Annotated in this window: 21 protein-coding genes and 1 tRNA gene; 16 read left to right on the top strand and 6 right to left on the bottom strand. The window is 67.5% G+C overall.

Going from position 1 to position 26,663, the window contains the following annotated elements; translation table 11 throughout:
- Positions 1 to 54: 54 nt before the first annotated feature.
- A complete protein-coding gene (locus tag NO978_RS08865; protein WP_257299224.1) occupies positions 55 to 429 on the top strand; it encodes a rhodanese-like domain-containing protein in 375 nt (124 codons plus the stop codon).
- Between the two features lie 42 nt (positions 430 to 471).
- On the opposite strand, the gene NO978_RS08870 is transcribed toward NO978_RS08865, so the two are convergent.
- The gene (locus NO978_RS08870; protein ID WP_257299225.1) at positions 472 to 1,086 is read right to left on the bottom strand and encodes a phosphoribosyltransferase; all 615 of its coding nucleotides are present in this window, start codon (positions 1,084 to 1,086) and stop codon (positions 472 to 474) included.
- Positions 1,087 to 1,215: 129 nt separating this feature from the next.
- Between NO978_RS08870 and NO978_RS08875 the strand changes: the two genes are divergently transcribed.
- Positions 1,216 to 1,629: an OsmC family protein gene (locus NO978_RS08875; RefSeq protein ID WP_257299226.1), complete on the top strand. Its 414-nt coding sequence runs from the start codon at positions 1,216 to 1,218 to the stop codon at positions 1,627 to 1,629.
- A gap of 241 nt (positions 1,630 to 1,870) precedes the next feature.
- Here the strand turns inward: NO978_RS08875 and NO978_RS08880 are convergent, their stop codons facing one another.
- Entirely contained in the window at positions 1,871 to 3,208 is a 1,338-nt protein-coding gene (locus NO978_RS08880) for a sodium-dependent transporter (RefSeq protein WP_257299227.1), read from the bottom strand.
- Positions 3,209 to 3,566: 358 nt separating this feature from the next.
- Between NO978_RS08880 and NO978_RS08885 the strand changes: the two genes are divergently transcribed.
- A tRNA-Gln gene (locus NO978_RS08885) sits at positions 3,567 to 3,639 on the top strand.
- 407 nt (positions 3,640 to 4,046) lie between these two features.
- Here NO978_RS08885 and NO978_RS08890 read toward each other — a convergent pair.
- On the bottom strand, positions 4,047 to 4,913 hold the full coding sequence (locus tag NO978_RS08890; protein WP_257299228.1) for a universal stress protein: 867 nt from the start codon (positions 4,911 to 4,913) through the stop codon (positions 4,047 to 4,049).
- Between the two features lie 254 nt (positions 4,914 to 5,167).
- Between NO978_RS08890 and NO978_RS08895 the strand changes: the two genes are divergently transcribed.
- From NO978_RS08895 to NO978_RS08915, 5 genes are all read left to right on the top strand, one after another.
- Positions 5,168 to 5,851 carry a TrkA family potassium uptake protein gene (locus NO978_RS08895; RefSeq protein ID WP_257299229.1) on the top strand — a complete coding sequence of 228 codons (684 nt, stop codon included), beginning with the start codon at positions 5,168 to 5,170 and terminating at the stop codon, positions 5,849 to 5,851.
- A gap of 52 nt (positions 5,852 to 5,903) precedes the next feature.
- Positions 5,904 to 7,463, top strand: a complete 1,560-nt coding sequence (locus tag NO978_RS08900; RefSeq protein WP_257299230.1) for a TrkH family potassium uptake protein — start codon at positions 5,904 to 5,906, stop codon at positions 7,461 to 7,463.
- Complete coding sequence (locus tag NO978_RS08905; protein WP_257299231.1) at positions 7,460 to 7,678, top strand: hypothetical protein; 219 nt, start codon at positions 7,460 to 7,462, stop codon at positions 7,676 to 7,678. Before NO978_RS08900 ends, NO978_RS08905 begins: the two co-directional genes overlap by 4 nt.
- A 39-nt stretch (positions 7,679 to 7,717) precedes the next feature.
- On the top strand, positions 7,718 to 8,467 hold the full coding sequence (locus NO978_RS08910; protein WP_257299232.1) for an Lrp/AsnC family transcriptional regulator: 750 nt from the start codon (positions 7,718 to 7,720) through the stop codon (positions 8,465 to 8,467).
- 358 nt (positions 8,468 to 8,825) lie between these two features.
- Positions 8,826 to 10,721, top strand: coding sequence for a cation:proton antiporter (locus tag NO978_RS08915; RefSeq protein WP_257299233.1), 1,896 nt, complete (start codon positions 8,826 to 8,828; stop codon positions 10,719 to 10,721).
- A gap of 29 nt (positions 10,722 to 10,750) precedes the next feature.
- Here the strand turns inward: NO978_RS08915 and NO978_RS08920 are convergent, their stop codons facing one another.
- Together NO978_RS08920 and NO978_RS08925 are read right to left on the bottom strand one after the other, a co-directional pair.
- Positions 10,751 to 11,479 carry a DICT sensory domain-containing protein gene (locus tag NO978_RS08920; RefSeq protein WP_257299234.1) on the bottom strand — a complete coding sequence of 243 codons (729 nt, stop codon included), beginning with the start codon at positions 11,477 to 11,479 and terminating at the stop codon, positions 10,751 to 10,753.
- A 124-nt stretch (positions 11,480 to 11,603) separates the two neighbouring features.
- Positions 11,604 to 12,140: a halocyanin domain-containing protein gene (locus NO978_RS08925; protein WP_257299236.1), complete on the bottom strand. Its 537-nt coding sequence runs from the start codon at positions 12,138 to 12,140 to the stop codon at positions 11,604 to 11,606.
- 172 nt (positions 12,141 to 12,312) lie between these two features.
- Here NO978_RS08925 and NO978_RS08930 point away from each other — a divergent pair, with 172 nt between their 5' ends.
- Complete coding sequence (locus tag NO978_RS08930; protein WP_257299237.1) at positions 12,313 to 14,223, top strand: hypothetical protein; 1,911 nt, start codon at positions 12,313 to 12,315, stop codon at positions 14,221 to 14,223.
- 83 nt (positions 14,224 to 14,306) lie between these two features.
- Positions 14,307 to 14,789, top strand: a complete 483-nt coding sequence (locus NO978_RS08935; protein ID WP_257299238.1) for an Lrp/AsnC family transcriptional regulator — start codon at positions 14,307 to 14,309, stop codon at positions 14,787 to 14,789.
- Here the strand turns inward: NO978_RS08935 and NO978_RS08940 are convergent.
- The gene (locus NO978_RS08940; RefSeq protein WP_257299240.1) at positions 14,786 to 15,802 is read right to left on the bottom strand and encodes an amidohydrolase family protein; all 1,017 of its coding nucleotides are present in this window, start codon (positions 15,800 to 15,802) and stop codon (positions 14,786 to 14,788) included. The two genes, NO978_RS08935 and NO978_RS08940, sit on opposite strands and share 4 nt — an antisense overlap.
- A 340-nt stretch (positions 15,803 to 16,142) precedes the next feature.
- On the opposite strand from NO978_RS08940, the gene NO978_RS08945 reads away from it, so the two are divergent.
- The 6 genes from NO978_RS08945 (at position 16,143) to NO978_RS08970 (ending at position 26,660) form a co-directional block, all read left to right on the top strand.
- Positions 16,143 to 17,630: a proton-conducting transporter membrane subunit gene (locus NO978_RS08945; RefSeq protein ID WP_257299242.1), complete on the top strand. Its 1,488-nt coding sequence runs from the start codon at positions 16,143 to 16,145 to the stop codon at positions 17,628 to 17,630.
- The gene (locus NO978_RS08950; protein ID WP_257299244.1) at positions 17,620 to 20,064 is read left to right on the top strand and encodes a DUF2309 domain-containing protein; all 2,445 of its coding nucleotides are present in this window, start codon (positions 17,620 to 17,622) and stop codon (positions 20,062 to 20,064) included. Before NO978_RS08945 ends, NO978_RS08950 begins: the two co-directional genes overlap by 11 nt.
- A gap of 95 nt (positions 20,065 to 20,159) precedes the next feature.
- Positions 20,160 to 22,244, top strand: a complete 2,085-nt coding sequence (locus NO978_RS08955; protein WP_257299245.1) for a RecQ family ATP-dependent DNA helicase — start codon at positions 20,160 to 20,162, stop codon at positions 22,242 to 22,244.
- A gap of 57 nt (positions 22,245 to 22,301) precedes the next feature.
- Positions 22,302 to 22,700 carry a zinc ribbon domain-containing protein gene (locus NO978_RS08960; protein WP_257299247.1) on the top strand — a complete coding sequence of 133 codons (399 nt, stop codon included), beginning with the start codon at positions 22,302 to 22,304 and terminating at the stop codon, positions 22,698 to 22,700.
- A 57-nt stretch (positions 22,701 to 22,757) separates the two neighbouring features.
- Positions 22,758 to 23,351, top strand: coding sequence for a TetR/AcrR family transcriptional regulator (locus tag NO978_RS08965; RefSeq protein WP_257299248.1), 594 nt, complete (start codon positions 22,758 to 22,760; stop codon positions 23,349 to 23,351).
- Positions 23,352 to 23,618: 267 nt separating this feature from the next.
- On the top strand, positions 23,619 to 26,660 hold the full coding sequence (locus NO978_RS08970) for an MMPL family transporter (protein WP_257299249.1): 3,042 nt from the start codon (positions 23,619 to 23,621) through the stop codon (positions 26,658 to 26,660).
- Positions 26,661 to 26,663 lie beyond the last annotated feature (3 nt).

The following is a 26,663-nucleotide window of genomic DNA, read 5'->3' on the forward strand; positions in this document are numbered from 1 at the left end:
TGCTCGACAGCCACGAACAGCACCGTTTTGTGTCGAGCAGGCAATATCGAGTCGATGAGCAGCATCCGTCCGAGGGAGCTGGACGAACGCCTCGACTCTGCCGCCGGCGGCGAGCCGTTCCTCCTCGACATCCGCCCCGAACCGGCGTTCGAGTCTGGCGCCATCGACGGGAGCCACAACGTCCCCGTGTACGACGAGTTGCGCCAGGGCGACGCGTCGGCACTGCGCGAGCGGCTGGACGACGTTCCCGCCGACCGGGACGTGGTCGTCGTCTGCAAGATGGGCGTCGTCGCCAGACAGGCCACGGGCGTCCTCGACGACGAGGGGTACGACGCGGCGACGCTCCTGGGTGGGATGAGCGGCTGGCGGGGCTACCAGAACGGCTCGCTCGGCTACCGGCTCCGCTCGCTCCTCTGGCGGTTCCGGTAGTTCGCTGTGGGCGAACGTCTCCCGCTGTGAACCGCGGCGTGGTCAGTCGCCCAGAATCTCCTGGTTGAGCACCCCGAGGTGCCGGAGGTCCCGATACCGTTCCTCGTAGTCCAGCCCGTAGCCCACGAAGAACGAATCCGGGAGCAGGAACCCGCTGTACGCGGGGTCGACGTCCACGTCCCGGTCGAAATCCACCTCGAACAGCGTCGCGATGCTGACCGAGTTCGGGTCGAACGCCTCGACCCGGTCCCGGAGCGTCGCCAGCGTGTTCCCCTCGTGGAGGATGTCCTCGACCAGGAGGACGTCCTTCCCGGCGAGGCGCTCCTCGTCGAAGAACTGGACGTCCGGCGTGGCGGCGGCTGGCCCGGACTGGTAGCGCGAGGAGTGAACGATACCCTCGCTGTAGGGCACCGCGAGTTCGAGCTCGCGCAGGAGGTCAACGAAGAAGCGCATCGCGCCCTTGAGCACACAGATCGGGTAGAAGTCGGGGTTCGAGCGGTGCTCGTCTGTGACCGCCGCAGCGAGCTGCGCCACGCGGTCTTCGATCTCGTCCCGTGGAATCAACACCCCCTCGAGATCCGACCGGTACGCCTCGCTGATCTGGAACTGGTCCACCGTGTAGCACTCGCGGTCCCGGACGTCGATGGGTGACTGCATCGGTCTCAGGTAGCCGTGTCGCTCCCCGTGCATAAATACGATGTCGCTCCTTCGCGGTGTCTATCTCGTGGCGGGCCCGAACGGACCGTGACCCGAAACGTAATCTGCCGAACGTGCGGACACTCTACTATGGGCGACGCAGACCTGACCCACTACGAAGTCGGAGCATCGCGTGTCAGCCCGAAGCGGACCCGTGTCGACACCGGTGATGCGGAGTTCACCGTCGGCAAGGACGTGAACCCCGTGGAGTACTTCCTCGGCTCCGTCCTGGCCTGCCTCAACTCGACCGCGACGATGGTCGCCCGCGACATGGACATCGACATCACGTCGCTGGAGGCGAGCGTCGAGGGTGACCTGAACTACGCCACCTACCGCGGCGAGGAGGTCGACGACCGCGCCGGCCTCCAGGGGCTGGCGGTGACGCTCTCGGTCGAGACGGCGGACGACGCCGACCTCGACGCCTGGCTCGCGGCGGTGGAAGACCGGTGTCCCGTCACCGACAACGTCGAGAACGAGACCAGCGTCAGCGTCACTCTCGGCTGAACTGTCCCGGTGGGCGTCCACGACGGCCCGTCACGAACTGACCGGCCTCCGTCCGAGATGGCGTCGAGCCCACTGGCAGATTCTCTCACGACGACGCCTCGACAACGGAGCACGGGACCGCACCGTTCTCCGACGTTCCACAGCCGGCGAAACTCCAGAGCGTGCGCCAGCGATGCGAAACGGGGGCGGCCGTGCGGTCACGGAGGCCCGCCTCGTGTTCTGACGAGAGAGACCGTTCGTGTCAGAACGGCGGGACGATGTACGCGTCGGTGGGCGTCGCCAGTTCAAGCACGCCCAGCACGAGGGTCCCGAGTACGGCCAGGAGGACGACGGTCCGAACCGACCACAGCCACAGCGTCGAGAGGTCCGGCAACCCCTCGGCTCCCTGGCGGACCTCGTCGACGGCGTCCCGCGCGACTATCCAACCGACGAAGAAGACGACGAGAAACACCGTCAGCGGGAGAAAGAGGTTCACTGCGATGGCGTCGAACCAGCTGAGCCAGTCGGTGTCCCACGCCGACGGGACTCCCAGAACGAACAGTACGAGGCCGAGGCCGCTGGCGACGACGGGTCGGGAAGCGTCGTAGGTATCGACGAGATAGGAGACGACCACTTCCAGTAACGAGATCGAACTCGACAGCGACGCGATGAGGACGATGGAGAAGAAGACGACCCCGACGACTCCCCCGAAGGGGAGCTCCCCCAGCGCGGTCGGGACCGAGATGAAGATCGCACCCGGACCGGCCGTGTCCGGCGAGACACCCTCGGCGAACAGGAGCGGAAAGACGATCAGCCCGGCGAGGACCCCCACGAACGTGTTGAACGCGGCGATGGTCGCGCCGTCGACGACCAGGTTGTCGTCCTCACCGATGTACGAGGCGTACGTGATCATGACCGAGAACCCCAGCGACAGCGAGAACAGCGCCTGCCCGACGGCAGCGGGAACGATGCTCCCGAAGTTCGCGACCAGCACCTCGACGTCAGGCGCGAGGAAGTACGCGAACCCCTCGCCGGCGTTCGGCAGCGTCGCCCCGAACACTGCGAGTCCCATCATCAGGACCACGACGCTGGGGACCATGAACTTCGTCGCCAGCTCGATGCCGTCTTCGACACCGAGGGCAACGATACCGACGGTCAGAGCCAGGAAGACAGCGTGGAGCACCACGGCCTCGGGACCAGCCGAAACGGTCCCGAAGTACGCCGCGGGGTCGTCGACGTACCCGCCCGTGGCGCTCGCGCCGATGTACCGGAGCACCCAGCCCCCGATCACGCTGTAGTACGACAGGACCCAGAAGCCGGTGAACACGCCCAGTGCGCCGGCAACCCTCCAGTTCGGCCGTCCGAGCCTCTCGAAGGCCGTGATCGCATTGATGTTCGCTCGGCGTCCCACGACGAACTCGGCGAGGACCGCCGGGATGCCGATCACCACGACGGCGACCAGGTACACCACCAGGAACGTCGCTCCGCCGTTCTCCGCGGTCTGGAACGGGAACCGCCAGATGTTCCCTAACCCGACTGCGCTCCCGATCGACGCCAGGAGGAATCCGATGCGTGTAGCCCAGGTCTCGCGTTCGACCATCTCGCTCTACCTGGATGATAGGGGAACGAAAAACTGCCGAATTAAGGGGTGATGGAGCGTGTTAGCGGGAGACGCCCCCCTGTGTTCAGCACGACTGGCTGCACCGTGACCGTGCCTGGTCTGACGGACAGCGATAACCGAGCAGTGGGTTCGTTCTCGCCTCGTTCAGAATCGTCCGGCAGGTCCGGAAGTGACCCCGACTGCCGGGTGCCTCGACTGCCGGGTTCTCCGTCTGCACGACCGACCAATCGCCGTACGTGAGTTGCTCTCAGCCCGGTACCGTTTCGCAACACTCAAATATCCAAGCACAGTACTATGCTCTGTAATCCCGGACGAAGCGACGGACGGGAGACGTGTCAGTCCATTGGGGTAGTGGCCAATCCTGTTGCCTTCTGGGGGCAACGACCCTGGTTCGAATCCAGGATGGACTACTTTTCACACTTTCAGACCCCCAGAGCCTGTTCTACCGGTCTACAAGTGAGCTGTACTTTCCGCCACTTTGCGGCCCGAGATACCGGCTTCGAACGAACGCGATGTGTTCTGTCAGACGGGCCCCGGGCGTTCGTCGGCCTGCCCGCCAGCGACCAGTGCCCTCCCGTTCACGGGTTGAGTCGCCTCGGTCCTGTCCGCAGTGCCGGTGGTCGCCGTCGACATCGTTCACGGAAGCCCTGATGTCGCCCCCGACCGGGTTCGCCGGGCTCGCGCCACCGCTCGTCGTCCGCCGTCTCGGCTACGGGGCACGCAGCGAGTCGTCGGGCGGGGCGACGCCGTCCGAGCCCCCGGGTGAGTAGCGGCCTCTCCGAGCCTGTCCGGTAGAGACATCGGGATTCGATTGCCCCTACCGGTCGAGCGGTCCCGCGAACAGACTGCGCTCCGGGTCGGAGCCCTTCCGAGCCATCGCGACCGTGTTCGGTGCCTCCTCGCGGATCGTGGCCGTTGTCGACCCGAATACGAAGCGTCGTAATCGACCCTTCTGCGGTGCGCCGATGACCGTCACGTCGTGATAGCCCGATTGCTCGATTATCTCCGACGTGACGTCGTCGTCGTCGATGATACGGGTGTCCACGTCGACCGTGTCCGGCACTCGTGCTGCGCCCGCTTCGAGCAGCGCCGTCGCTTCCGGGCGACTCAGCCTGGCGTCGCTCGGTTCGAGGACGTGCACGAGTTCGAGCCACGCCCCGGTGGCTGCAGCGACCGCACTGGCGACGTCCACGGCGGCTCCGGAGTGCTCCCCCCCAGCGATCGGGACGAGTATCGACGCGACAGACCCGGATTCGGGGCTCTCGCTGACGACGACCGTATCACAGCCCGTGCACTTCGCGATCTGGGCCTCCAACCGCTCCGACGTATCGTCCCCGAGCACGATGGTATTGACGTGGAACCGCGCCGTCGCCGTGTCGACCGTCTCGATGGGACTCGGCCCTGTGAGGGTCTGGCCGAGTACGTCGAGGTCGCCCAAAAGTTTGTTCCGTGCGTGCAGGACCGTCTCCGCCACGTCACGACTCGTCTCGTACGTCGGGGTGTCGGTCCCGCTTTCGACCTCACCGATCAGTAGTTCCGTGTCCAGCGCCGTCGCAATTGCCCCAGCGATAGAGAGAACGGTCTCGGACTCCCGCTGAAAGAACGGGTACAGCGTCCGTCGCTTCGACGCGCTCGCTCCACTGCCGATCAACGGACGCTCCCGGCTGTCCGGTGAGTCACTCATCGGCCAGGTGTTTTCGGTACGGACATATAGAACTACCTCTGCTTTCATGACCGTAATTAGATCCCGAATTGTTGCGCATTCATCAAACAACACGGGTAAGAAACAGATAGGTTAAGTCTCTCCGGGATTCACACCGGGACAGACAGATGGCTCGTAGAGTTCGGTCGACGACGATCATAGACTCGAATATTTCAGGTCCACCGGGGCGACGAGTACTCCGAAACCGGCTGGCTTGGGGTGCCCAGTAACCAGCCATGTACATCATCATCGTCGGGGCGGGAGACATCGGAACGCCACTGATCGACATCGCGACTCGGTCGGGGAACGAGGTCGTCGTCATCGAGCGCGACCCCGACAAGGCCGAGCACGTCGCGGGCGAGCACGACTGTCTCGTCCTCAACGCCGACGCGACCACGAAGGAGACGATCAGCGACGCTGGAGGGGAGCAGGCCGACGCGATCATCTCGACGACGGACCAGGACGCGACGAACATCATGGTGTGTCTCCTCGCCAAGGAGTTCGACATCCCGGCCATCCTCTCCGTCGTCCACAACCCCGAGCACATGGGGCTGTTCCGCCAGATCGGCGTGAACACGATGCAGAACCCCCAGCAGCTCATCGCGGAGTACCTCTACCGGGCCGTTGCCCGCCCCGCCATCGTCGACTTCATGCGGATCGGCGAGGAGGCGGAGGTGTTCGAGATAGAGGTGACGCCGGACGCCCCGATTTCGGGGAAGACACTGAACGAAGCCGCCGCCTCGGGTCTCCTCGACGACGATATGCTCGTCGTGGCGATCGAACGGAACGGGGAAGGGCACCCGATAACGCCGCGGGGGAACACCACGATAGAGGCCGGTGACCTCCTCACGGTGTACTCTGGTGTCGGGGCCGACCCGGCGGTCACGGACATCTTCGGCCACGACGAGGACCGGACGTGATGTGGACTGACGCGCGTGGATATCGGACGAGACGGACTCCCGGATACGAGAGATGAACGTGTCGTACGCACCTGTCGGGCGCGACGTCGGCCGCATGCTCCAGGCGCTCTCCGGACTGGTACGGATCACGATCCTCGTCGCGCTGGTCTGGGGAGAGTACTACGTGCTGCCAGCGCTCCTGCTCTCCGCACTCGTCACGTTCGCGAGCGGTCGGCTGCTCACCCACGCCTTCCGAGACGCGTCGGACCCGGGGAAACTTCACGGGATGATGGTCGCGGCGGCCGGCTGGTTCTCCGTCGCGCTGTTCGGCTCGCTCCCGTTCTTCCTCATCGCCTGGACCATCGCTCTCGACCCGATGCTTCTGGACCCGCCGGCGCTGAGCGGCCGCGCCGCGTCGACCGTCGGCGCGTTCAGAGAACCGCTCAACGCGGTGTTCGAGTCGATGAGCGGGTTCACCGGGACCGGTCTGACGATGACCGACGACGAGTCGGCACTGCCACGGACACTGCAGTGGTGGCGAACGTTCATCGAGTGGGTCGGTGGTGTCGGCGTCATCGTCCTGACGACGGCGATTCTCGCCCGCCCGGGGAGCGGCTCGCTGACGCTGTACGAGAGCGAGGCCCGGTCGGAGAAGATACACCCGAGCATCGTCTCGACGGTCCGGACCATCTGGTGGATCTTCCTGCTGTTCACGTTCGTCTCGATACTCGTCCTCTGGCTGGCCGGGATGCCGCTGTGGGGAGCGATCAACCACGCGATGACCGGGCTCGCCACCGGTGGGTTCTCCATCACGGACAACTCCATCGCGACCTACGAGAGCGCCGTGATCGACTTCGCGCTAGTTCCCGTGATGGTCCTCGGCAGTATCGCCTTCCCCATCCACTACCTGATACTGCAGGGCGACCTGAAAAACCTCTACACCGACCTCCAGACGCGATGGGTGTTCGGCTTCTTCGGGCTCGGCTCGGCGCTGCTCTCGGCGATGCTGTACGCGAGTGGCACCTACAGCTCCCTGTTCGACGCCGTGCGGTACGGGCTGTTCCAGTTCGTCTCCGCGATGTCCTGTACCGGGTTCCAGACCGCGGTCGACGCGACGAACGTCGCCCTCGGGAAGTGGTCGACACAGGCACAGTTGACCGTCACGTTCGGGATGGTCGTCGGAGCCGCAGCCGGCTCGACCGTCGGCGGCATCAAGCTCATCCGACTCGCGACGCTCGTGAAGGGGATTCGGTACCGGATAATGGACGTGTTCGTCCCCGATACGGCGGTCCGACGGCTCGACATCGACGACAGGCGGCTCACCGAGGAGGAGGCGAACCGCGAGCTGGGGGAGGCAGCCATCATCTCGGTGCTCTGGTTCGTGTTCCTCGCCATGACCACGTTCGTCCTCCTGCTGGTCCTGCCCGAGAGCCAGTACACGCTGGAGAACGTCGTCTTCGAGGTCGCGAGCGCCCAGGGGAACGTCGGCCTCTCGTCCGGTATCACCGGTCCGGGCATGCCGACGGTCGGGAAGCTCTTCTTCCTGTTCAACATGTGGATCGGGCGACTGGAGATCATCCCAGTCCTCGTGTTGCTCAGAGCGTTGTTCACCCGTGGAGGGCTGTACCGATGAGAGTCGACGAGCTCCCCGTGCTCCACCACGTCTTCGACTCCGGACCGGACGACCCGGTGTTCGATACGCTCCTCCTCGGTGGCCCGCCGCTCATCGGAGTCATCGCCGTCGTCGGCCGGGAACCCGTGTCGGTCGTGCTCGTCGTGCTCTACCTGCTGGCGTTCGCCGGCTATCTTCCCTACAAGTGGGTCAGGAACCGACGGCAGGAAGCGTAAACAGAAACGGTTTGCCAGCACGGACCCAACGGGTACGGTATGGACTACCGGCTGGATGAAATCGACAAGCGAATCCTCTATCATCTGGCACTCGAAGCGCGTGACACCTCAGCGCCGGACATCGCGGAGGAGGTGAACGTGTCCGCGGGGACGATCCGGAACCGGATCAACCAGTTGGAGGAGCGAGGTATCATCAGGGGCTACCACGCCGACATCGACTACGAACGGGCGGAGGGGATGCTCACGAACCGGTTCAAGTGTACGAGTGCGGCGGCCGACCGCGCGAAGCTGGCGAAGCAGATCCTCCAGATACCGGGCATCGTGAACATCCGTGAGATCATGACCGGGAAGGCCGACCTGGAGATCAAAGCGATCGGGAACGACACCCGAGACCTCACGCGTATCGGGGATGCGATCCTCGAACTGGGCGTGGAGATCGAGGACCAGGACATCATCAAGCGCGAGCACTTCCGGCCGTATCAGCCGTACGGCCCGGCCGAGACGCGACACTCGCCGTCGGTCACCGACTTCATGAGTCTCGCCGGCGACGCCGAAATCGTCGAGCTCACGGTGCAAGAGAGGGCACCGATTACGGGAGCCACGCTTCGAGAGGCGAACGCCGATGGGCTCCTCGAGGAGGGGCTGCTCGTCGTCGCGCTCGAACGCGACGGCGAGATCCTCACGCCACACGGTGAAACACGGCTCGAATCGGGCGATCTCGTCACCATCTTCGTCCACAAGGGCCAGAGTGACCGGATCGAATCGGTGTTCGCTCCGCAGGAAGCCTGACGGGCCACCGCTCCTCGTGCCCCGGGTTGTGGCGTCGTGTGCCGTCCAACCGGTGAACGCTGTTCTCTATTCCTAACTCAGCACCCCTTCGATTGGCGATTGCGAACAGTTCGGCGGCCGGGTCGTCACGGCTCGCGGCGCGGAGGAGGCACCCCGGTCGGTGCGCGACGCCCTCGTCGAGCGGCTGGCCGACTGATACGGCGTGTGAGCCGGCGCCCCCGGATGCCCCATCGTGACCGCCACCTCCGTCGTCGACCTCGACAGCACGAACACCTTTCAGGCCACCCGTCGTCAGTGTCCGGCACCGAAAGCCAATGACTGCCCACCGGGACCGGACGACTGCCAGTCGTGGTCAAGTATGAGCGTGGCCATCGACATCATCCGGATCGTCGTCACCATCATGGGTATCGGCGTCGCCGCACAGGTGCTCGCAGACCGCCTGCAGGTCCCGAGTGTGCTCTTTCTCATCGTCTCGGGAGTGCTGGTCGGCCCGGAGGGACTGGGGCTGGTCGATCCGGACATCTTCGGGGACGCACTGCCGGCTATCGTCGGCCTGAGCGTTGCGATAATCGTCTTCGAGGGAGCGTTCCACCTCCACGTGAACCGGCTGCGTGAGGCCCCGAGGGAGACGCTCAGGCTCGTCACCGTCGGCGCGTTGCTCTCGCTGGTCGGGACGGCGCTGGTCGTTCGGTTCGCGCTCGGTACGTCGTGGGACGTGGCGCTGCTGATCGGGGCGCTGCTGGTCGCGACCGGCCCCACCGTGATCACACCGATCATGGACGTCGTCCCGGTCCGTGAACGGGTCGCGACCACGCTGGAGACCGAAGGTGTCGTCAACGACGTGACTGCCGCCATCCTCGCGCTCGTCATGTTCGAGTACGTGCTGCTCGGGTCGAGCGGCCTCCCGACGCTCGTCCAGAAGTTCACGGTGCGGCTCGGACTCGGCATCCTGGTCGGCTGTGCCGTCGCTGCCGCCGTCTGGTACCTCCTCAACCACGTGAGCCTCTCGGTCGAGAACGCGCCACAGAACGCCCGACTCGTCGTCCTCATCGCGGCTATCGGGACGTACGGGCTCGCCGAGATACTCGCCGCGGAGGCGGGTATGGCCGGCGAACTCGGCTCCGAGTCCGGTATCGCCGCCGTCGCCGCCGCCGGCTTCGTCCTCGGGAACGTCTCGCTCCCGTACCGCGAACAGATCGAGCAGTTCAAAGGCGACATCACGCTCATCGTCCTCACGTTCGTGTTCATCACCCTGGCGTCGTTGCTGACGCTCGACGACTTCCTCGCCCTCGGGCTCGGCGGGGTCGTCGCCGTCGTCGCCATCGCGGGGGTCGTCCGGCCCGCCCTCGTGTTGCTCTGTACGGTCGGTGACCGGTTCACCGTCGAGGAGCGCCTCTACCTGAGTGCGATCGGCCCGCGGGGTATCATTCCGGCGAGCGTCGCGACGCTGTTCGCACTCGAACTCCGGCCGGAGAACCCGGAAGCCGCGACGACGCTCGTGGGCGCGGTGTTCCTGGTCATCTTCGCGACCGTCGTGTTTGAAGGCGGACTAGCTCGTCATCTCGCACAGAGACTGAACGTGATTCCGATGCGAGCGATAATCGTCGGTGGGGGACGCGTCGGACGCGCCCTCGCCGAGCGACTCGAAGACCGTGGCGAGGAGGTCCTGATACTCGATTCCGACGAGACGGCCGTCGAGCGACTCCGGCGTGACGGGTTCTCCGCCCGGCACGGAGACGGAACGCAACGGGAGGTACTCGAGAAAACCGGCGCGGGGAACGCCAAGGTCATCGCCGCAGCGACCGCGAACGACGAGGCGAACCTGCTCATCGGCCAGCTCGCGAAGAACAGGTTCGGCGTCGACACCGTCGTCGCACGCGTCAACAGCCCCGACAACGTGGAGGCGTTCGAGAACCTCGATATCGAGGCGATATCCAGCGGGATGTCCATCGCGTGGTCGATGGACAACGTCATCGAGCGGCCCGGCATCGCGCGCTGGATGACCGAACTGGACCGGGAGGGCGACGTCCAAGAGGTCGAGGTGACGACGGACCAGATCGTCGGGACGTCCGTCTCGGAGCTCCAGGCGGAGCTCCCCGAGGACTGTCACCTCGCGCTCATCACGCGGGACGAGAACAACCGACTACCGCGCGCGGACGACGTCGTGACACACGGGGACCACCTGACGTTCATCGGGCGAAAGGAGGCCGTCCGGCAGGCACTCGAGTACTGTAACTCCTCGAATCTATCCTGACGGGGGAGGCAGCAGCAACCGCCGAGCCGTCAGCGGACGGCTTCGAGACGGTCGATGACGCGGTCGGCGACGACGGGGTCGTACGTCCAGTATCCGAAGAACTCGTTGTCGCCGACCTCCTGGGCGAGGAGCGTGGCCTTGTCCTCGTCGCGGCCGTTGCCGTCGTAGACCACCCACCAGTGGCGGCTGACTTCCTCGCTGTCGTTCGCGTGGACGTGGATGTCGAGGTCGTCAGGGCGGTCCCAGTCGGCCTCCCCGTAGACGTGGACGTCCAGAGGGACCGTCGAGAGGTTCCGGTAGACGTTCTTCTGGAGGTTCACCTTCGAGAGCTGCTGGAAGCCGGCGTGGAGTTCGCCGTCGCGGTGGTTCCACGCGCGGAACTCGACGATGCGGGAGGCGAGCACCATGCGCCGCTTGTCGTAGCTGTCGAAGCGGGTGTCGTCGAGCTGTGTCACGACTGCGGGCAGCGAGTCGTCCGGCTGCCGGTCGCCGGCGCTGGCGTTCGCGTATCGGGCCACGCGCCCCAGCGGACTCCCCGCGAGGAACTGCCCGTCCGACTCCAGGAGGAGGGCGTCCGTCGGTCGTTGGCTGTCGGTCTGCTCGACGTGGAGATCCACGCCGTGCTTCGAGAGGTAGTTCGAGACCGTCTCGGCGTTCGCCCTGTCAGTGACGTTCACTGCGCGGGCGGTCTTCTGGTCGGTCTCGGCCCGGTCCAGAATCGTTCCGAGTGTTTCGGTCGCCCCGTCTGTGGTGGCCATGGCTCTAGTGGGGACTACACTGATTAACGGGCCACGAACGGCGAACACATTGCCGGGACAACAGGTAGACGGGCGGCGGGTGTGGTGGGTGTACCGACCGCATCGTCGGAACAGCGCCCGCGCGTCACACCACGACGACCGCGCCTTTCATACCGAGTCCCTCGTGGGGTTCACAGACGTACAGGACCGTCCCCGGTTCGTCGAAGACGTGCTCGAAGGTGTGGCCCTCCTCGCTGGTCTGCTCGCTCGCGAACGCCGCGCCGTGTCTGGCGGCGACGTTGTGGATGCTGCCCTGGCCGGTCCACGTCCAGGTGACGGTGGTCCCCTGGTCGACACGGACGGCGGCCGGGCCGAACCCGTAGAAGGCACCGTTGGCCTCGACGCCGACGTCGACGACGACGGCGTCGCTGCCCGTCCGGTCGGCGACGCCGTCGAAGTTGCTCGTCTCCGAGAGGAACGATTCGACGGTCGGCTGGCTGGCCGTCTCGGTGCCCGGGTCGGCGGTCGTCGAGCGGGCCGTCGTCGCCGGGAGTTCGGTGGTGGCGTCGGGCTGGTCCGTCCCGTCGTTGCTCGAATCGCCGCCCAGACAGCCGGCGACGCTTCCGACGAGCGCGACGCAGGCGCTCCGGACGAAGGTGCGCCGGTAGTGAACAATACTCATGGTAGATAGTACTCTGGTCCGGGAGCACCCTAAAAGAAGTTTGGACCGTCCGGCCTGTTGCTCCCACAGAGCAACGCCGAGTTGACAGGTATAACGTCGGGTTTACGTCGTCCGACCGTTCAACCGTCACCTGGATTTATCAGTCGGAGGTCGGTGGCTAGTGTGTTACTCCATGACACACGACGGACTCCGTAACCAGATCGAGGAGACGAGTAGGCGAAGGTTCGTCGCGGCCCTGAGCGTCGCCGCGAGCGGCGCACTCGCGGGGTGTAACACGTCGGGAAGCGACGACACGGAAACCCCGATGGACACCCAGACGGCCCGGGAGACGACGACAGAGCCAACCACGACCACGACCGAGGAGCCCGAGGACCCGCCGGAGCCGGGCGAGCGCATCACCTCCGCCCGTCGCATCGGCCCACGGGACGTCAGCGACTTCGGCTTCCGGGAGCTGTGGACCTACCGGAAGCGACAGGCGGTCGAGGCGCTGGTCGCCGACCCGGCGGTCAACGACCTCGCCAGCGACTGGGTCGCCTCCTTCGAGGCGTACGACCCGCTGACGAACCGGCTCGACGCGGTCAGCGTGCAGGGGACGACCGGGATGAGCGTCGAGGGCGGGCGCGAGTCCGGCGAGTTCGAGGTGACCGCCACCGACCGGCAGGTGGCGTACGGGCTCGTCGACCGGCGGACCGACGACCTGCTCGGGCTCCACATCACCGACCCCATCGACGTGACGTGGGCCCGCGGGGGCTGGAACGAGACCCAGCGAGCGCGCCACGACTTCGTCCTCGACCGGGACGAGGTCTGGCAACACCTCGAGGGGAACGACTGGTACCCGATGGTGAAGGCGGCGGAGATAATCACCGGGTACGAGGACTACCCACACGGCGAGGTCTCGAACGTCATCTACTACGTGGACGACGGCGACCAGCTGTTCGTCGTCAGCGGCTTCATCCACGTCGCCGGCGAGGAGCTCGAACTGCTCGACCTCCACGTCGTCGAGGACTTCGTCGAACACCCCATCATGGAGATCGCCCGGGAGACGAACCCGCCGGGGGAGTCGGTGCTCGGCGAGGTGCCGGTGCCGCCGATGCTCCAGCGCCCGCAGATCACGGCCCCGAACGGCTACCACCGCATCGAGGAGCCGTCGAACACCATCGAGCAGGACGGCTGGAGCGTCGAGTGGTCCGGGCCGCGGACCGTCGGTGCCGAGGTGAGCGCGAGCTACAACGGCTCGCCGGTGTTCTCGCTCACCGCGCCGTTCAGCACCTCCACGGGGTACGACCTCCCCGAGCGGAACGGGCGGAACACGCGCGAGTTCATGTTCCCGACCGACGAGCCGGTGTTCAGCGGCGAGCTGCTGTTCTGGGACATCCACAGCCTCAGCCTCGGCGGCCCGGGCATCCTCGGCTCGACGGAGTACCCGGCCGAGGACGGCCGGCCGAGCGGGTTCAACATCCGTACGCACTACCACACCGGCGCGGTGGAGAACGCCCGTGACTTCCACTCCGGGCACCGCTTCGCCCCGTACAACTACTACATCAACTACCAGTTCTACGAGGACGGCGTGTTCATGCCCGTCTGGATGCGCCAGGGGCCGGGCTACGTCACCGAGTTCTACTCCTACCGCGACCGGGAGAACTCCGGTCCCGCCCAGTACTACCTCGAGAACTGGCTCACCGTCCCGACGCCCGGCACGACCGACGGCGTCGAGACGAAGGTGTTCGACGGCGACGAGTGGACGACGCCCGAGTCGGAGTTCTACCACGTCGGCGACGAGGAGAGCGTCATCCGCTTTGCCAATCCCGACGGGAGCGAGACCATCGACGTGGCGCTCGACGACACGCAGGAGGCCGTCGTCGTCCGCCCGCACGAGAACGAGATCGGCGAGGCCCTGCGCGTGCTCAACGCGCAGGCAGAGCTCGGCTTCTACCACCCCGCCCAGTACGTCGACGGGGAGCCGATCCAGGGCGAGAGCGTCCTCTTCTGGCTCCTGATGGAGGGCCGGACCGACGAGGTGCCCCACAGCTCGGGCATGACGACGTTCACCCAGCTGGCGGAGTTCGACCTCAGCGGCTACTGAGCGGGGGATCGCGGCCCCTCCTCGCGGCCGACCAGCCCCGAACAACGTACAAAGGTAAAGTGACCGTACCCCGGAGTACGGCTATGAGCGACGACGAGATCGACGACGTGGACAGTGCCATCCTGTACGCGCTCCAGGAGGACGCCCGCAACATGTCGTCGGGCGACATCGCGGAGCGAACTGGTACCTCCGACAGCACCGTCCGCAAGCGCATCCAGCGTCTCGAGTCCGAGGGCATCATCAAGGGGTACAGCGCCGACGTGGACTACCAGCGGTCGGGCTACCCCCTCCGGATGCTGCTGTTCTGCACCGCGTCCATCCCCGAGCGTGGCGAGTTGCTCCCGGACATCATGGAGATCGAGGGCGTCGTCTCCGTCCAGGAGCTGGTCACCGGGGAGCAGAACCTGCTCGTCACCGCCGTCGGCGAGTCCGACGAGGATATCACCCCCGTCGCGCAGGCGCTGCTGGACCTGGGTGTGACGGTCGCGGACGAAGTGCTCGTCCGCAGTCACGAGATGAAGCCGTTCAGCAATTTCGACCCCGAGCAGGCGGGGACCCGCGACTAGAGCAGGACGCGTTTCACGTCCAGTTCCGTCGCGCGGCGGACGACCGCCGCCACCGGGTCGTCCGAGCCGGCCAGATTGTCCGAGTCGCCGTCGAGCACGAGCAGTGCGGCCCGCTTCCCGGGTGCGACGACGCCGCAGTCGAGGCCCGCGATCTCGGCACCAGCGGTGGTCGCCATCCGGAGCACCTCCCGGACGGTCACGTCGAACTCGCGCTCCGTGTACGCCATCTCGCGGAGCATCGACGGCGGGTTCAGCATGACGTTGTCGGTGCCGAGTGCGACGGTCGTGTGGTCGAGCAGTTCCCGCATCGGTGCCCTCCCGACATCGAGCACGGCGTTCGTCCGCGGGCAGGCGACGACGGGGACGGACTGGTCGGCGACCCGGTCGAGGTGCTCGCGCCCGGCGTGGACCATGTGGACGAGCAGGTCCGGCTCCAGGTCGAGCGCGGGGTGGATGTCCGACGCGTCGGGCTCGCCGGCGTGGATTGCGAAGGGGACGCCGCGGTCCCTGGCGGTGGCGCGCTCGTCGGTGAAGTCGTCGTCGTTCGCGCCGCTCGCCCCGTAGCCGTCGGCGACGTCGAGCACCGACACCTCGTCGCTCCCGAAGATGAAGGGCTCGACGGCGAGCGGCGCGGCGGCCTCGCAGAGCGCGCGGGCACCCTCGACGCCGAACTCGCGGAAGTCCAGACAGGAGACGGTCCCGGTCCGTCCCACGTGCCGGAGCGTCCGGCGCATCGCGGTCACGAGTTCCTCGTGGCTGGCGGCCGCAAGCCGGCGGTGCTTCAGGCTATCCGGGGGGACGACCGCCGCCTCGAGCGAGAGGCCGACGGCGGCGTCCTTCGCCACGGAGTCGCCGAGGTGCGTGTGGGCGTTGACGAACGCCGGCAGGACGATATCGTCGCTGTCGACGTGCGCCTCCTCGACGGCGTCGATGCGGCCGTCCGCGACGACGACGCGGCCCCGTATCGGCTCGAACGACTCGCCCGCCAGGATGGTCCCCGAGAGCGTCTCCATGTCGGGACCGCGGGGCGCTGGAACGATATGGTTTCCCATCGGAGATAGGCGAACAGTTCGGGAATGCAAGAGGGAATGTAACCGCATCCGTTCGCCCGCAGGAGTTGTGCGTATGATTCTCACCCAGCCGTGAATTCCGCCGTCACGGGCCGCCTCGCCGCCAACCAGCAACCACCCATGAACGACCATTATGTTCATGGGAGTTGGTTTTCGAGAACGTTTTGGTCGGTTAGAAAGTTTTAATAACCATATCGTTCGTAGAGTGGGGTAGAACGACCGACTGCCGACGCGGGAGGATTCGACTCCGCGTCGGTGGGGCCGGTCACCGACGGAGCAACCGATGACAGGAGACGAACGGCCGACGGCGGTGGGACAGCTACAGACCCCGACGAACGAGCGCGCACGGCTCCCGGCGACGCTGACGCGAGTCGTGTGGCTGCTATGGGCCGCGAGCCTCGTCGTGCTGGCCGCCCGGTGGTGGCGCGGCGAGGGCTGGGAACTGGCCGGGGTCGTGGCGGTCGACGGCCTGACCGTCGTGCTCTGGACGGCGGTCACGTTCTTCGGCGGCATCGTCCACAGCTACGCGCGGCGCTACATGGCCGGGAACGAGACCATCGACCGCTTCTTCGGCCGCGTGTTCGCGTTCACGCTGGTCGTGCTGCTCCTCGTCGCCGCGGACAGCCTCGTGCTGTTCTGGCTCGCCTGGCTCGCGATGGGGCTCCTGATGGCCGACCTCATCGGGCACGTCGAGGGGTGGCCCCAGGCGCGGGCCGCCGGGGCACTCGCCCGCCGGTACTTCCTGGCGAGCAGCGCGCTCCTCGGCGTCGCACTCGCGACGCTGTGGTGGGAGACCGGCGCGACGACCGTCTCGGCTCTCGCCGACGGGGTCGCGACCGCGTCCCAGCCGGTGGTCCTCCTCGCAGCCGGCGCGCTCGTGGTGGCGGCGACTGTCCAGTCCGCGCTCGTCCCGTTCCACAGGTGGCTGCTCTCGTCGATGACGGCACCGACGCCCGCGTCGGCGCTGATGCACGCCGGCTTCGTCAACGCGGGCGGCATCCTGCTGGTGCGGTTCGCCCCGGTCGTCACCGTCGAGGCGGCCGTCATGCTCGCTGTGGTACTCGTCGGGGTTGCCAGCGCGCTCGGCGGGAAGCTCCTGAAGACCGTCCAGACGGACATCAAGGGTAAGCTCGGCTGCTCGACGGTCGGGCAGATGGGCTTCATGCTCGTGCAGGCCGGCCTCGGCTTCTTCGGGGCCGCGATCACCCACCTGGTCCTGCACGGCTTCTACAAGGCCTACCAGTTCCTCGCGTCGGGGGACCGCGTCGAGCACACGTCACCGACCGTGGACGGCCGCGACGGCGCGACCGGCCCGGTCGGCGTCGCAGTCGTCGCACTCACCGCGCTCGCCGGCGGCGGCCTGTTCGCCGTGCTCACCGGGAAGGGGACCGCGCTCGACGGCGGGCTCCTGCTCGCGGGGCTCGTCGTCCTGACGGTGCTCCAGGCTGCCCGCGAAGTCGTCCGGCAGTCTGACGTGCCGCCGGTGGTCCGCTACGGGTCCGTCCCGCTCGTCGCGCTGCCGGCCATTGCCGTCTACGCCGCGGTGTACGGCGTCGTCGAGGGGCTGCTCCACGGCCTCCCGGCGGTCGGCGACCCCGTGGCCCTAACACCGGTTCACGGCCTCGTCGCCGTGGCGTTCGGCCTGACGTACCTCGCCGTCGAGACCGGCGTCTACCGCCACAGCGAGCGCCTCTACGTGGCGCTGCTGAACGCCGGGCAGCCGGCTCGCGAGACCATGCTGACCGACACGGAGGACTACAATGAGTACTGAACCCGCAATCGAGGAGCGCATCGACGCGGCGGCCGACGTGGTCGGCTCGGTCTGGCCGCTGCACTCGTTCGTGACCGCCAACCCGCTCGCCGGCTTCGAGGACCGGCCGTTTCACGAGGCCGTCGCCGACGCCGAGCAGCTGCTCGGCGGCACCGGCTACCCGGGCGCCGACGTGTTCCGCGCCGCGTGGGAGCGCGGCGACATCGACGCCGAGGTGCTGCGGTCGGAGCTGGCCGCACACGGCTACGACGACGACCCGGCGGCGTCGCTCGACCGGCTGGCCGCCGCCGGGTCGGTCGGGACGCCGGCGTCGGACGTGGAGACGGCCACCGACCGGGTCGACGCTGTCCTGACGAAGTGGCTGGCGGCGTTCCTCGACCAGGGGCGCGCGCAGTGGCCGATGCCGAACCGCGAGCAGGGGTTCTACGCGGCGGTCCGGCAGCTTGCCCCCCACGACGACGCCATCCCCGGTGGGGCGGCGTTCGCCGACCGGCCCGCCGACCCCGTCGCCGCCGTCCGCGAGGTACTGACCGATTACCCCGTCAGCAAGTGGCGCGACATCTTCGAGTTCCAGCTGGCGGCGCTGCCGGGCTGGACGGGCTTCCTGAAGCAGCGTGCCGCGGCCGGGGACGCCTGGCAGACGGCGTCCCCCATCACGCTGACCGGGTATCTGGCGGTCCGGCTAACGCTCGTCGACCTGTTCGACGCCCCCGTGGTCCCGGAGGAGACGTCCGACGGCCCGGAGGGCGGGACGGAGACGCCCGGTTCCGGCCTGCCCCTGCCAGAGGTCTGGCTGCGCGCGTGGGAGGCGAGCTACCGTGGCGAGCTGGTCGACGCGGTCAGCGACGCGAGCGAGGCCGCTTCCCAGCGCGACGACGCCGACCGCGAGCGTCCCGACGCCCAGCTGGTGTTCTGCATCGACACCCGCTCCGAGATACTTCGCCGTCACGTCGAGGCCGCCGGCGACTACGAGACCCACGGCTACGCCGGCTTCTTCGGCGTGCCGATGCGGTACACCGGCTACGGTTCCGACGTGAGCGTCGACGCCTGCCCGCCCATCCTCGACGCCCAGCACCGCATCGCGGAGCGTCCCACAGGTGACGGGGGCGACGAGCAGGACGCACACGACAGCTGGCACGCCGCCGTGGCCGCGGGGAAGGCGGCGGTCAAGCGCCTGCAGTCCAACGCCGCAACCGCCTTCAGCTTCGTCGAGAGCGCGGGGGCGGGCTACGGGGCCGCGCTCGCCGCCCGGACGCTCGTGCCGGGGCGCGTCCACGACCTGCTGGACGCGGCCGACGAGCGCGTGCCCGACGAGCACGAGTTCTGCGAACCGTCGGTCGACTACAACCCGTACTCGGTCCACGAGCTGCGGGAGGGACTCACCCACGAAGAGAAGGTCGAGTACGCCGCGACCGCGTTCGAGCTGCTGGGCTGGGAGCGCTTCGGTCGGCTCGTCGTCTTCACCGGCCACGCCAGCGAGACGGCGAACAACCCGTTCGACTCGAGCCTCGACTGCGGGGCCTGTGCCGGCAACGCCGGCGGCCCGAACGCCCGCGTCCTCGCCGCCATCTGCAACGACGAGGCGGTCCAGGCGGGACTCCGCGAGCGCGGCATCGAGATTCCGGGGGACACCGTCTTCGTCGCCGGCGAGCACAACACGACGACCGACGAGGTCGAGCTGTTCGACGGTCCGGTCCCCGAGAGCCACGCCACCGACCTCGAACGGCTCCGCGAGGACCTCGCGACCGCCCGGGCGAACGCCGCGGCCGAGCGCGCCGCGGACATGGGCGCGCCTGGCGACGCGGGCGTCCGCGAGACCGAGCGCCGCGCCGCCGACTGGGCGGAGACCCGCCCCGAGTGGGGGCTGGCCGGCAACGCGGGCTTCGTCGTCGGCCCGCGCGAGCTGACCGCGAATCTGGACCTCGACGGCCGGTCGTTCCTCCACTCCTACGACTGGTCGACCGACCCGAACGGCGACGCCCTCGAAGCCATCGTGGCCGGCCCGCTCGTCGTCACGCAGTGGATCAACGCGCAGTACTACTTCGCGACGGTCGACAACGCGGCCTACGGGAGCGGCTCGAAGGTGACCCAGAACCCCGTGGGCAACGTCGGCGTCTACCAGGGCAACGGCGGCGACCTCATGTCCGGGCTGCCGCTGCAGTCGCTGTACGCCACGGACGACGAACCCTACCACCAGCCGCTCCGGCTCTCGACGGTCGTCCACGCCCCCGTCGAGCACGTCACCGACGTGCTCGCCGACAACCCGACCGTGGCGGGTCTGCTCGACAACGGCTGGCTCTCGCTGACGGTCGTCGACCCCACGCAGGACCACCGCGCGTTCGAGTACGACGGCGAGCTGGAGTGGCTGCCGATGTCGGAGCCGGTGGCGGTGGCCCCGGAACCGACGGTCGAGCCGCAGGCCGCCGACGACTGAGCCCGGTCGACGGCACGAGGCCGACAGCCGGACGACGCCCCCATCCCACCCACCGCCACCGAAGGATTATGGGCGGCGCCGAGCAGAGAGGAGGTGTGAACACCCCCGCCGACCAGGTGTCCAGAGCGGAGGCCCAGGCGCTGCTCGAACGGAGCATCGGTCCCGACGCCGAGTTCCGGCCCCAGCAGTGGGACGCCATCGACGGACTGGTCAACGAGCAGGAGCGGCTCCTGCTCGTCCAGCGCACCGGCTGGGGCAAGAGCACGGTGTACTTCATCGCCACGAAGCTGCTCGGGGAGCGCGGCGCGGGACCGACGCTCATCGTCAGCCCCCTGCTGGCGCTGATGCGCAACCAGATACAGGACGCGAGCGCACAGCTCGACCTCGACGCGTACACCATTCACTCGAACAACACCGACGAGTGGGACGAGGCGAAGCGGCGCGTCGTCGACGGCGACTGCGACGTCCTGCTCGTCTCGCCCGAGCGCCTCGCGAACCAGGAGTTCCGGACCGAGGTGCTCGCCGAGATGCGCGAGGCGTTCGGCCTGCTGGTCGTCGACGAGGCGCACTGCATCTCGGACTGGGGGCACGACTTCCGGCCGGACTACCGGCGCATCAAACGCATCCTGCAGGAGCTGCCGGACCACATCCCGGTCGCGGCGACGACGGCGACGGCGAACGATCGGGTGGTCGACGACGTGACCGGACAGGTGCCCGACCTCCGGGTCGTCCGGGGCGACCTCGTGCGGGAGTCGCTGCGCATCCAGACCGTCGAGCTGGACTCCCGGGCGGACCGACTCGCCTGGCTGGCGGAGAACCTGCACGGGCTCCCGTCCTCGGGCATCGTCTACTGCCTGACCACCGACGAGGTCGAGGTCGTCGCGGCGTGGTTGAACCGGCAGGGGTTCGACGTCGAGCCCTACCACGGCGGCATGGACGGCGACCGACGGAGCGAGCTGGAGGACGCCCTCCTCGCGAACGAGGTCGACGCGCTGGTGGCGACGAACGCGCTCGGGATGGGGTTCAACAAGCCCGACCTGGGCTGGGTGGTCCACTTCCAGCGCCCGCCGAACCTCATCCGGTACTACCAGGAGATCGGGCGGGCGGGCCGCGGGCTCGACGAGGCCTTCGCCGTCTTGCTCTCGGGCGAGGCGGACGACGACATCGCCGAGTACTTCATCGAATCGGCGTTCCCGACGCCCGCGGAGTTCGACCTCGTGCTGGAGACCATCGAGGAGGCCGACGCGCCGCTGTACAAGTACGAGGTACTCCAGCGCGCGAACGTCTCGTGGAAGGTCGCGTCGAAGTGCCTGGACATCCTCCGGGTGGAGAACGCGGTGCTCCGGGTCGACGACGGCTTCGAGCGCACGACCAAGCGCTGGTCGTACGACCACGAGCGCATCGAGTCCATCACGGCCCAGCGCTACCGCGAGCTGCGGCAGATTCAGGATTTCGTCGCCACGGACGACTGCCTCACGCGGTTCGTCGACGACGTGCTCGACGGCTCGCTCGACGAACCGTGTGGGCAGTGCGCGAACTGCGCGGGCGACTTCTTCCCGCGAAGCGCGCAGGACGAGGCGCTCGTCGAGGCCGCGGTCGAGCACTACGAGGCCGAGTCGTGGAGCGAGCTCTCCCCGCGCTACTACATCCCTCGGCGCGAGGGCGGGAAGACGAAGATCGACGAGGACCGCAAGCCGGCGGACGGCCGCGCGCTCTGTAACTACGGCGACCCCGGCCTCGGCGAGACGGTGTGCGAGCAGTACGAACGCGAGGGGCACTACGGCGACGACGTGGTCGACGCGGCCGTCTCGCACGTCGTGGACGAGTGGGAACCCGATCCCGAACCCGCCTGGGTGACGGCCGTGCCGTCGCTCTCGGGCGATGGCCGTGTCGAGGACCTCGCCGCCCGCATCGCGGCGCGGCTGGGCGTGCCGTACGTCCCCGCCCTCCGGAAGGTCGAGGCGACCGCACCGCCCGAGGAACTGCAGAACGCCTACCAGAAGCGCTGGGACGTCGAGGGCGTCTTCGAGGTGCAGGGGCCGATGCAGGACGGTCCCGTCCTGCTGGTGGACGAACTCGTCGACACGCGCTGGGCGCTCACCGAAGCGGGGCTGATGCTCCGTGACGCCGATAGCGGTCCGGTGTACCCGTTCGCGCTCGCGAAGCGCACGCGGTGGTGAGCACGCCGCGGCGTTCGAGGCGCAAGAGCCATATTGACTGAACAGTCAGTTAGTACCGTGAGTCGAAACACGATTCCGCGTCCGTGGCTCGCGGCAGCGCTCGACGGCCTCGCCGTCGGCCTCGGCCACGCCTATCTCGGGCGGTGGCGCCGAGCGTTCGGCTGGCTACTCGTCTGGGCAGCCGTCGCCACGGCGGTCGTCCCGACCGTCCCGCTGTCCGGTGGGGCACTCCTGTCCGCGGACGCGCTGCTCCGATTGAGCCCGCTGGTCCTGATCTCGTCCGTCTGCGCGGCCGACGCGTACGTGCTCGCGCTCATGCGTGTCGACGCGTCGCCGGAGGCCGACAGCCCGCCCGACTGCCCGTCGTGCGGCGTGACCATCGACCCGGAGCTCGACTTCTGTCCGTGGTGCACGACCGAGTTCGAGACGGTCGAAGGCGGGGTGACCGAACGATGACGCGGGCTGGAGCCGTTCGGAAGATACTTTCGCGCGGTCCGACGAGTTGGGTGATGTATGACAGGTAGCGACGGGGAGTCCGCAGACACGAAGACGGCCATCATGGAGGCGACCTACCGGGCGCTCTGTCAGCACGGCTACGCCGATCTCACCATCCAGGACATCGCCGACGAGTTCGAGAAGTCGCGCTCCCTGCTGTTCTACCACTACGACACGAAAGAGGAGCTGCTCGTCGACTTCCTCCGGTACCTGCTGGACTGGTTCGCTGACGACCTCTCCGCCGACGCCGACGCGGAGCCACCCGCACAGCTCCGCGGGCTGCTGGAGCGGACGCTCCCGGCGGAGCTCGACGAAGAGGCGGAGAACTTCCACGTGGCGCTCGTCGAACTACGCTCGCAGGCCCCGTACGTGGACGAGTTCCGCGAGCAGTTCACCCGGACCGACGAGTTCCTCTCCGACACCATCGCCGCGTACATCGAGGCCGGCATCGAGGCGGGCGCGTTCCGTGACGTCGACGTCGACGAGACGGCCGCGATGCTGGTTGGACTCATCTACGGGACGATGTTCATCCGCGTCTCCACGGGTGACGAGACGTTCGCCAGGTCACTCCGGGACGCTGTCCTCGGCTACGTGGACCGGCTCGAAGCCTGAGCTGCTCGGGAGCGAAAGGCAGGAAACTGGGAGCTTGAGACGGCTCCCGGTCGACACGTGGGGTGCGGGACGTGTCTGTCGGCGGTGAGCTGGCAGTGTGGTGGAGTGCCAGCATGGTAACTGACTGCCCAGTCAGTATAGAACTTCCGATGTTGACTAATCAGTCAGTCAGCCGGTTGCAGCACGTTTATATGGACTGACTGGTTAGTCAGGGTCGATGGAAACCGTCAGTACGAACCTACAGACACCACCCGACGGAGGGTGCCGATGAGTCGGACCGACCGGCTCGTCGGAGCGATAACCGACCACACACGCATCGTCATCGCAGTGATGCTACTCCTCACCGCCGCCTTCGGCGCCGGTGTGGTGAACCTCGACCAGTCGTCCTCGCTCGACCAGTTCCAGAGCGATACGGAGGAGTCGAAGAAGCTCTCGTACATCAACGAGAACTTCTCCACCGGCGATCAGAACACGACGTCGGCACAACTCATCGTCCGGGACGACGACGTCCTCGACAAGGAGACGATGGTCGACGTCCTCGAACTCCAGCAGGAGTTCAGGCGGAACGGGACGATAAACGAGACGCTCGTCGAGCAGAACGCCATCGTCGGCATCCCGAACATCGTCGCGACCGCGGCCATCCAGGCCGACATCGGGGCCGAACTCCGGCGCACTAACGCCGAGTTCCAGCGGCTGAACCGGACCGTCGCCGAGGAGCGCGCTGCGCTCCAGCAGGCCGGTGCAGAGCTGGAACAGCGCGGTGCGACGCTCAACACGACGACCGAGGAGCTCCGTTCCGCGCTCGACACGCTCCGTGCGAACCCGAACGCGTCCGTGCGTACGGAGTTCGAGTCCGTCAGCTCGGCGACCACCGTCGAGTTTACTGACGAAGACTACGCGACGTTCGAGCGCGCGGCCGAGCAGCTCCGGAGTGCGGAGAACCGCAGCGCCGCCGAGGCCGCCTACCGCCTCGGGACCCAGGGCGTCCTCGCCGACCAGTTCGAGGCGCTCCAGTCCCAGCAGGAGACGCTACAGCAACGGCAGGCTGACCTCCGCGAGCAGGGCGAGGAGCTGAAGACGCTCGGTTCCGAACTCAAGTCGCTGAACGCCGAGCTACAGAACGCGAGCAACCCGACGCTCGACCGCCAGGTCGAGACGCTGCAGGCGATGAACGAGTCCGAGATCGACGACACCATCGAACTCGTCCTCGGCTCCGAGTCCGGCGGGCAGGCCTTCGCGTTCATGCCGACGTACTACGAGCCCGGCGAAACCTCCGTGAACGCGACGATGCTCGTCGTGACGCAGACGACGGCTAGCGAGGCGTCGGCCGGTGCCGCCTCTGACCGGCTCGTCGACTCGCAGCTCGCGATGGAGACGGTCGCCGCGAACGCCGACGTAGCGGCCGACGACGTCATCGTCTTCGGCACCGGGAAGATCTCCGACGAGATCAACCGGTCGATGACCGACTCGCTGGCCATCGTCGGCCCGCTCGCGCTGCTGTTCGTCATCATCGCGCTCGCCGTCGCCTACAGGGACGTGATCGACATCCTCCTCGGCCTGGCGGGCATCGGCGTCGTGCTGACGTGGACGTTCGGTGCGATGGGCTGGCTGGGCATCTCGTTCAACCAGATCATGATCGCGGTCCCGGTGTTGCTCATCGGGCTGTCTATCGACTACGCGATCCACATCTTCATGCGCCACCGCGAGGAGCGGCAGAACGAGAACACCCCCAGCAGCGTCTCCGGTGCGATGCGTGTCGCCCTCGCTGGCGTCGGCATCGCGCTGGTCTGGGTGACGGCGACGACCGTCATCGGGTTCCTCTCGAACCTCACGAGCCCGGTCCCGCCGATTCAGGACTTCGGCGTCGCGAGCGCCATCGGCATCAGCGCCGCGCTCGTCGTCTTCGGGCTGCTCGTGCCCGCACTGAAGATCGAGGTCGACGGCCTGCTCGAGAACCGCTTCGGCTGGGACCGCCGGAAAGAGGCCTTCGGGACCGGTGGCGGCCGGTTCAGTCAGATCCTCTCCGTCGGTGAGACCGCCGCGCGGAAGGCACCCTACATCGTCATCATCGCCGCCGTCCTGCTGAGCGCGGGCGGCGCCTACGGCGCGACCCAGGTGGACACCACGTTCAACCAGGAGGACTTCCTCGCGGAGGACCCGCCGGACTGGACGAAGGACCTCCCCGAGCCGTTCAAGCCCGGCGAGTACGACGCCAAGGCGAACCTCAACTACGTCAACGAGAACTTCCTTCGGCAGGACTCGCAGGCACAACTCCTCGTCGAAGGCGACGTCGCGTCGGCCGCGACACTCGAACAGCTCCAACAGGCACAGACGACTGCAGAGGAGAGCGACAGCGGCGTCGTGCAGGTACTCTCCAACGGTGAGGCCGACATCCGCGGGCCGCTCTCGGTGATGGAGCAGGTCGCCGCGAACAACGAGACGTTCAACGCGACACTCGCGGCCGCCGACACCGACGGCGACGGCGTCCCCGAACAGAACGTCGACGCCGTGTACGCCGAGCTGTTCACCGTCGCGCCCGACCAGGCGGCCGGAGTCATCCACCGGACCGACGGTGGCGACTACGAGGCCGTCCGGATGGTCATCTCGGTCCAGGGCACCGCGTCGATGGGCGAGACGACCGACGAGATGCGCGCCCTCGCGGCCAGCATCGAGGCCGACTCGGAGCTGACCGCGACCGCCACCGGGCAGACGATCCTGTTCGACATCGTCTCCGACCAGCTGCTCGATACGGTCATCGAGAGTCTGCTCATCACGCTCGTCGCCGTGTTCGCGTTCCTGATGTTCACCTACCGCATCACCGAGGGGAGCGCCCTCCTCGGGGCGGTGACGCTGGTGCCGGTCGTGCTCAGCGTCACGTGGATCCTCGGGACGATGTGGCTGCTCGACATCCCGTTCAACATCATGACGGGGATGATCACCAGCCTGACTGTCGGGCTGGGCGTCGCCTACAGCATCCACATCTCCGAGCGCTACAACCAGGAGCTCGAACGCGCCGACTCGATGTGGGACGCGATGGAGACGACCATCACCGGCACCGGCGGCGCGCTGCTCGGCTCGGCCGCCACCACGGTCGGCGGCTTCGGGGTGCTCAGCTTCGCCATCCTGCCGCCGCTCCAGCAGTTCGGTATCATCACCGGGCTGACGATCATCTACGCGTTCCTCGCGAGCGTGCTGGTGCTGCCGAGCCTGCTCGTCGTCTGGACGCGGTACGTCGACCCGGACATCGGCGAGTCGGAGTCGGAGACCGCGGCACCCGTCGGGACCACCGCACCGGAGGCGGAGGACTGAGCC

Source organism: Haloarchaeobius sp. FL176 (assembly GCF_024609245.1).
GTDB lineage: Archaea > Halobacteriota > Halobacteria > Halobacteriales > Natrialbaceae > Haloarchaeobius.

Coding starts and splice junctions, on each gene's coding strand:
- NO978_RS08865 (WP_257299224.1), top strand. CDS start 55: ATGAGCAGCATCCGTCCGAGGGAGCTGGACGAACGCCTCGACTCTGCC.
- NO978_RS08870 (WP_257299225.1), bottom strand. CDS start 1,086: ATGCAGTCACCCATCGACGTCCGGGACCGCGAGTGCTACACGGTGGAC.
- NO978_RS08875 (WP_257299226.1), top strand. CDS start 1,216: ATGGGCGACGCAGACCTGACCCACTACGAAGTCGGAGCATCGCGTGTC.
- NO978_RS08880 (WP_257299227.1), bottom strand. CDS start 3,208: ATGGTCGAACGCGAGACCTGGGCTACACGCATCGGATTCCTCCTGGCG.
- NO978_RS08890 (WP_257299228.1), bottom strand. CDS start 4,913: ATGAGTGACTCACCGGACAGCCGGGAGCGTCCGTTGATCGGCAGTGGA.
- NO978_RS08895 (WP_257299229.1), top strand. CDS start 5,168: ATGTACATCATCATCGTCGGGGCGGGAGACATCGGAACGCCACTGATC.
- NO978_RS08900 (WP_257299230.1), top strand. CDS start 5,904: ATGAACGTGTCGTACGCACCTGTCGGGCGCGACGTCGGCCGCATGCTC.
- NO978_RS08905 (WP_257299231.1), top strand. CDS start 7,460: ATGAGAGTCGACGAGCTCCCCGTGCTCCACCACGTCTTCGACTCCGGA.
- NO978_RS08910 (WP_257299232.1), top strand. CDS start 7,718: ATGGACTACCGGCTGGATGAAATCGACAAGCGAATCCTCTATCATCTG.
- NO978_RS08915 (WP_257299233.1), top strand. CDS start 8,826: ATGAGCGTGGCCATCGACATCATCCGGATCGTCGTCACCATCATGGGT.
- NO978_RS08920 (WP_257299234.1), bottom strand. CDS start 11,479: ATGGCCACCACAGACGGGGCGACCGAAACACTCGGAACGATTCTGGAC.
- NO978_RS08925 (WP_257299236.1), bottom strand. CDS start 12,140: ATGAGTATTGTTCACTACCGGCGCACCTTCGTCCGGAGCGCCTGCGTC.
- NO978_RS08930 (WP_257299237.1), top strand. CDS start 12,313: ATGACACACGACGGACTCCGTAACCAGATCGAGGAGACGAGTAGGCGA.
- NO978_RS08935 (WP_257299238.1), top strand. CDS start 14,307: ATGAGCGACGACGAGATCGACGACGTGGACAGTGCCATCCTGTACGCG.
- NO978_RS08940 (WP_257299240.1), bottom strand. CDS start 15,802: ATGGAGACGCTCTCGGGGACCATCCTGGCGGGCGAGTCGTTCGAGCCG.
- NO978_RS08945 (WP_257299242.1), top strand. CDS start 16,143: ATGACAGGAGACGAACGGCCGACGGCGGTGGGACAGCTACAGACCCCG.
- NO978_RS08950 (WP_257299244.1), top strand. CDS start 17,620: ATGAGTACTGAACCCGCAATCGAGGAGCGCATCGACGCGGCGGCCGAC.
- NO978_RS08965 (WP_257299248.1), top strand. CDS start 22,758: ATGACAGGTAGCGACGGGGAGTCCGCAGACACGAAGACGGCCATCATG.
- NO978_RS08970 (WP_257299249.1), top strand. CDS start 23,619: ATGAGTCGGACCGACCGGCTCGTCGGAGCGATAACCGACCACACACGC.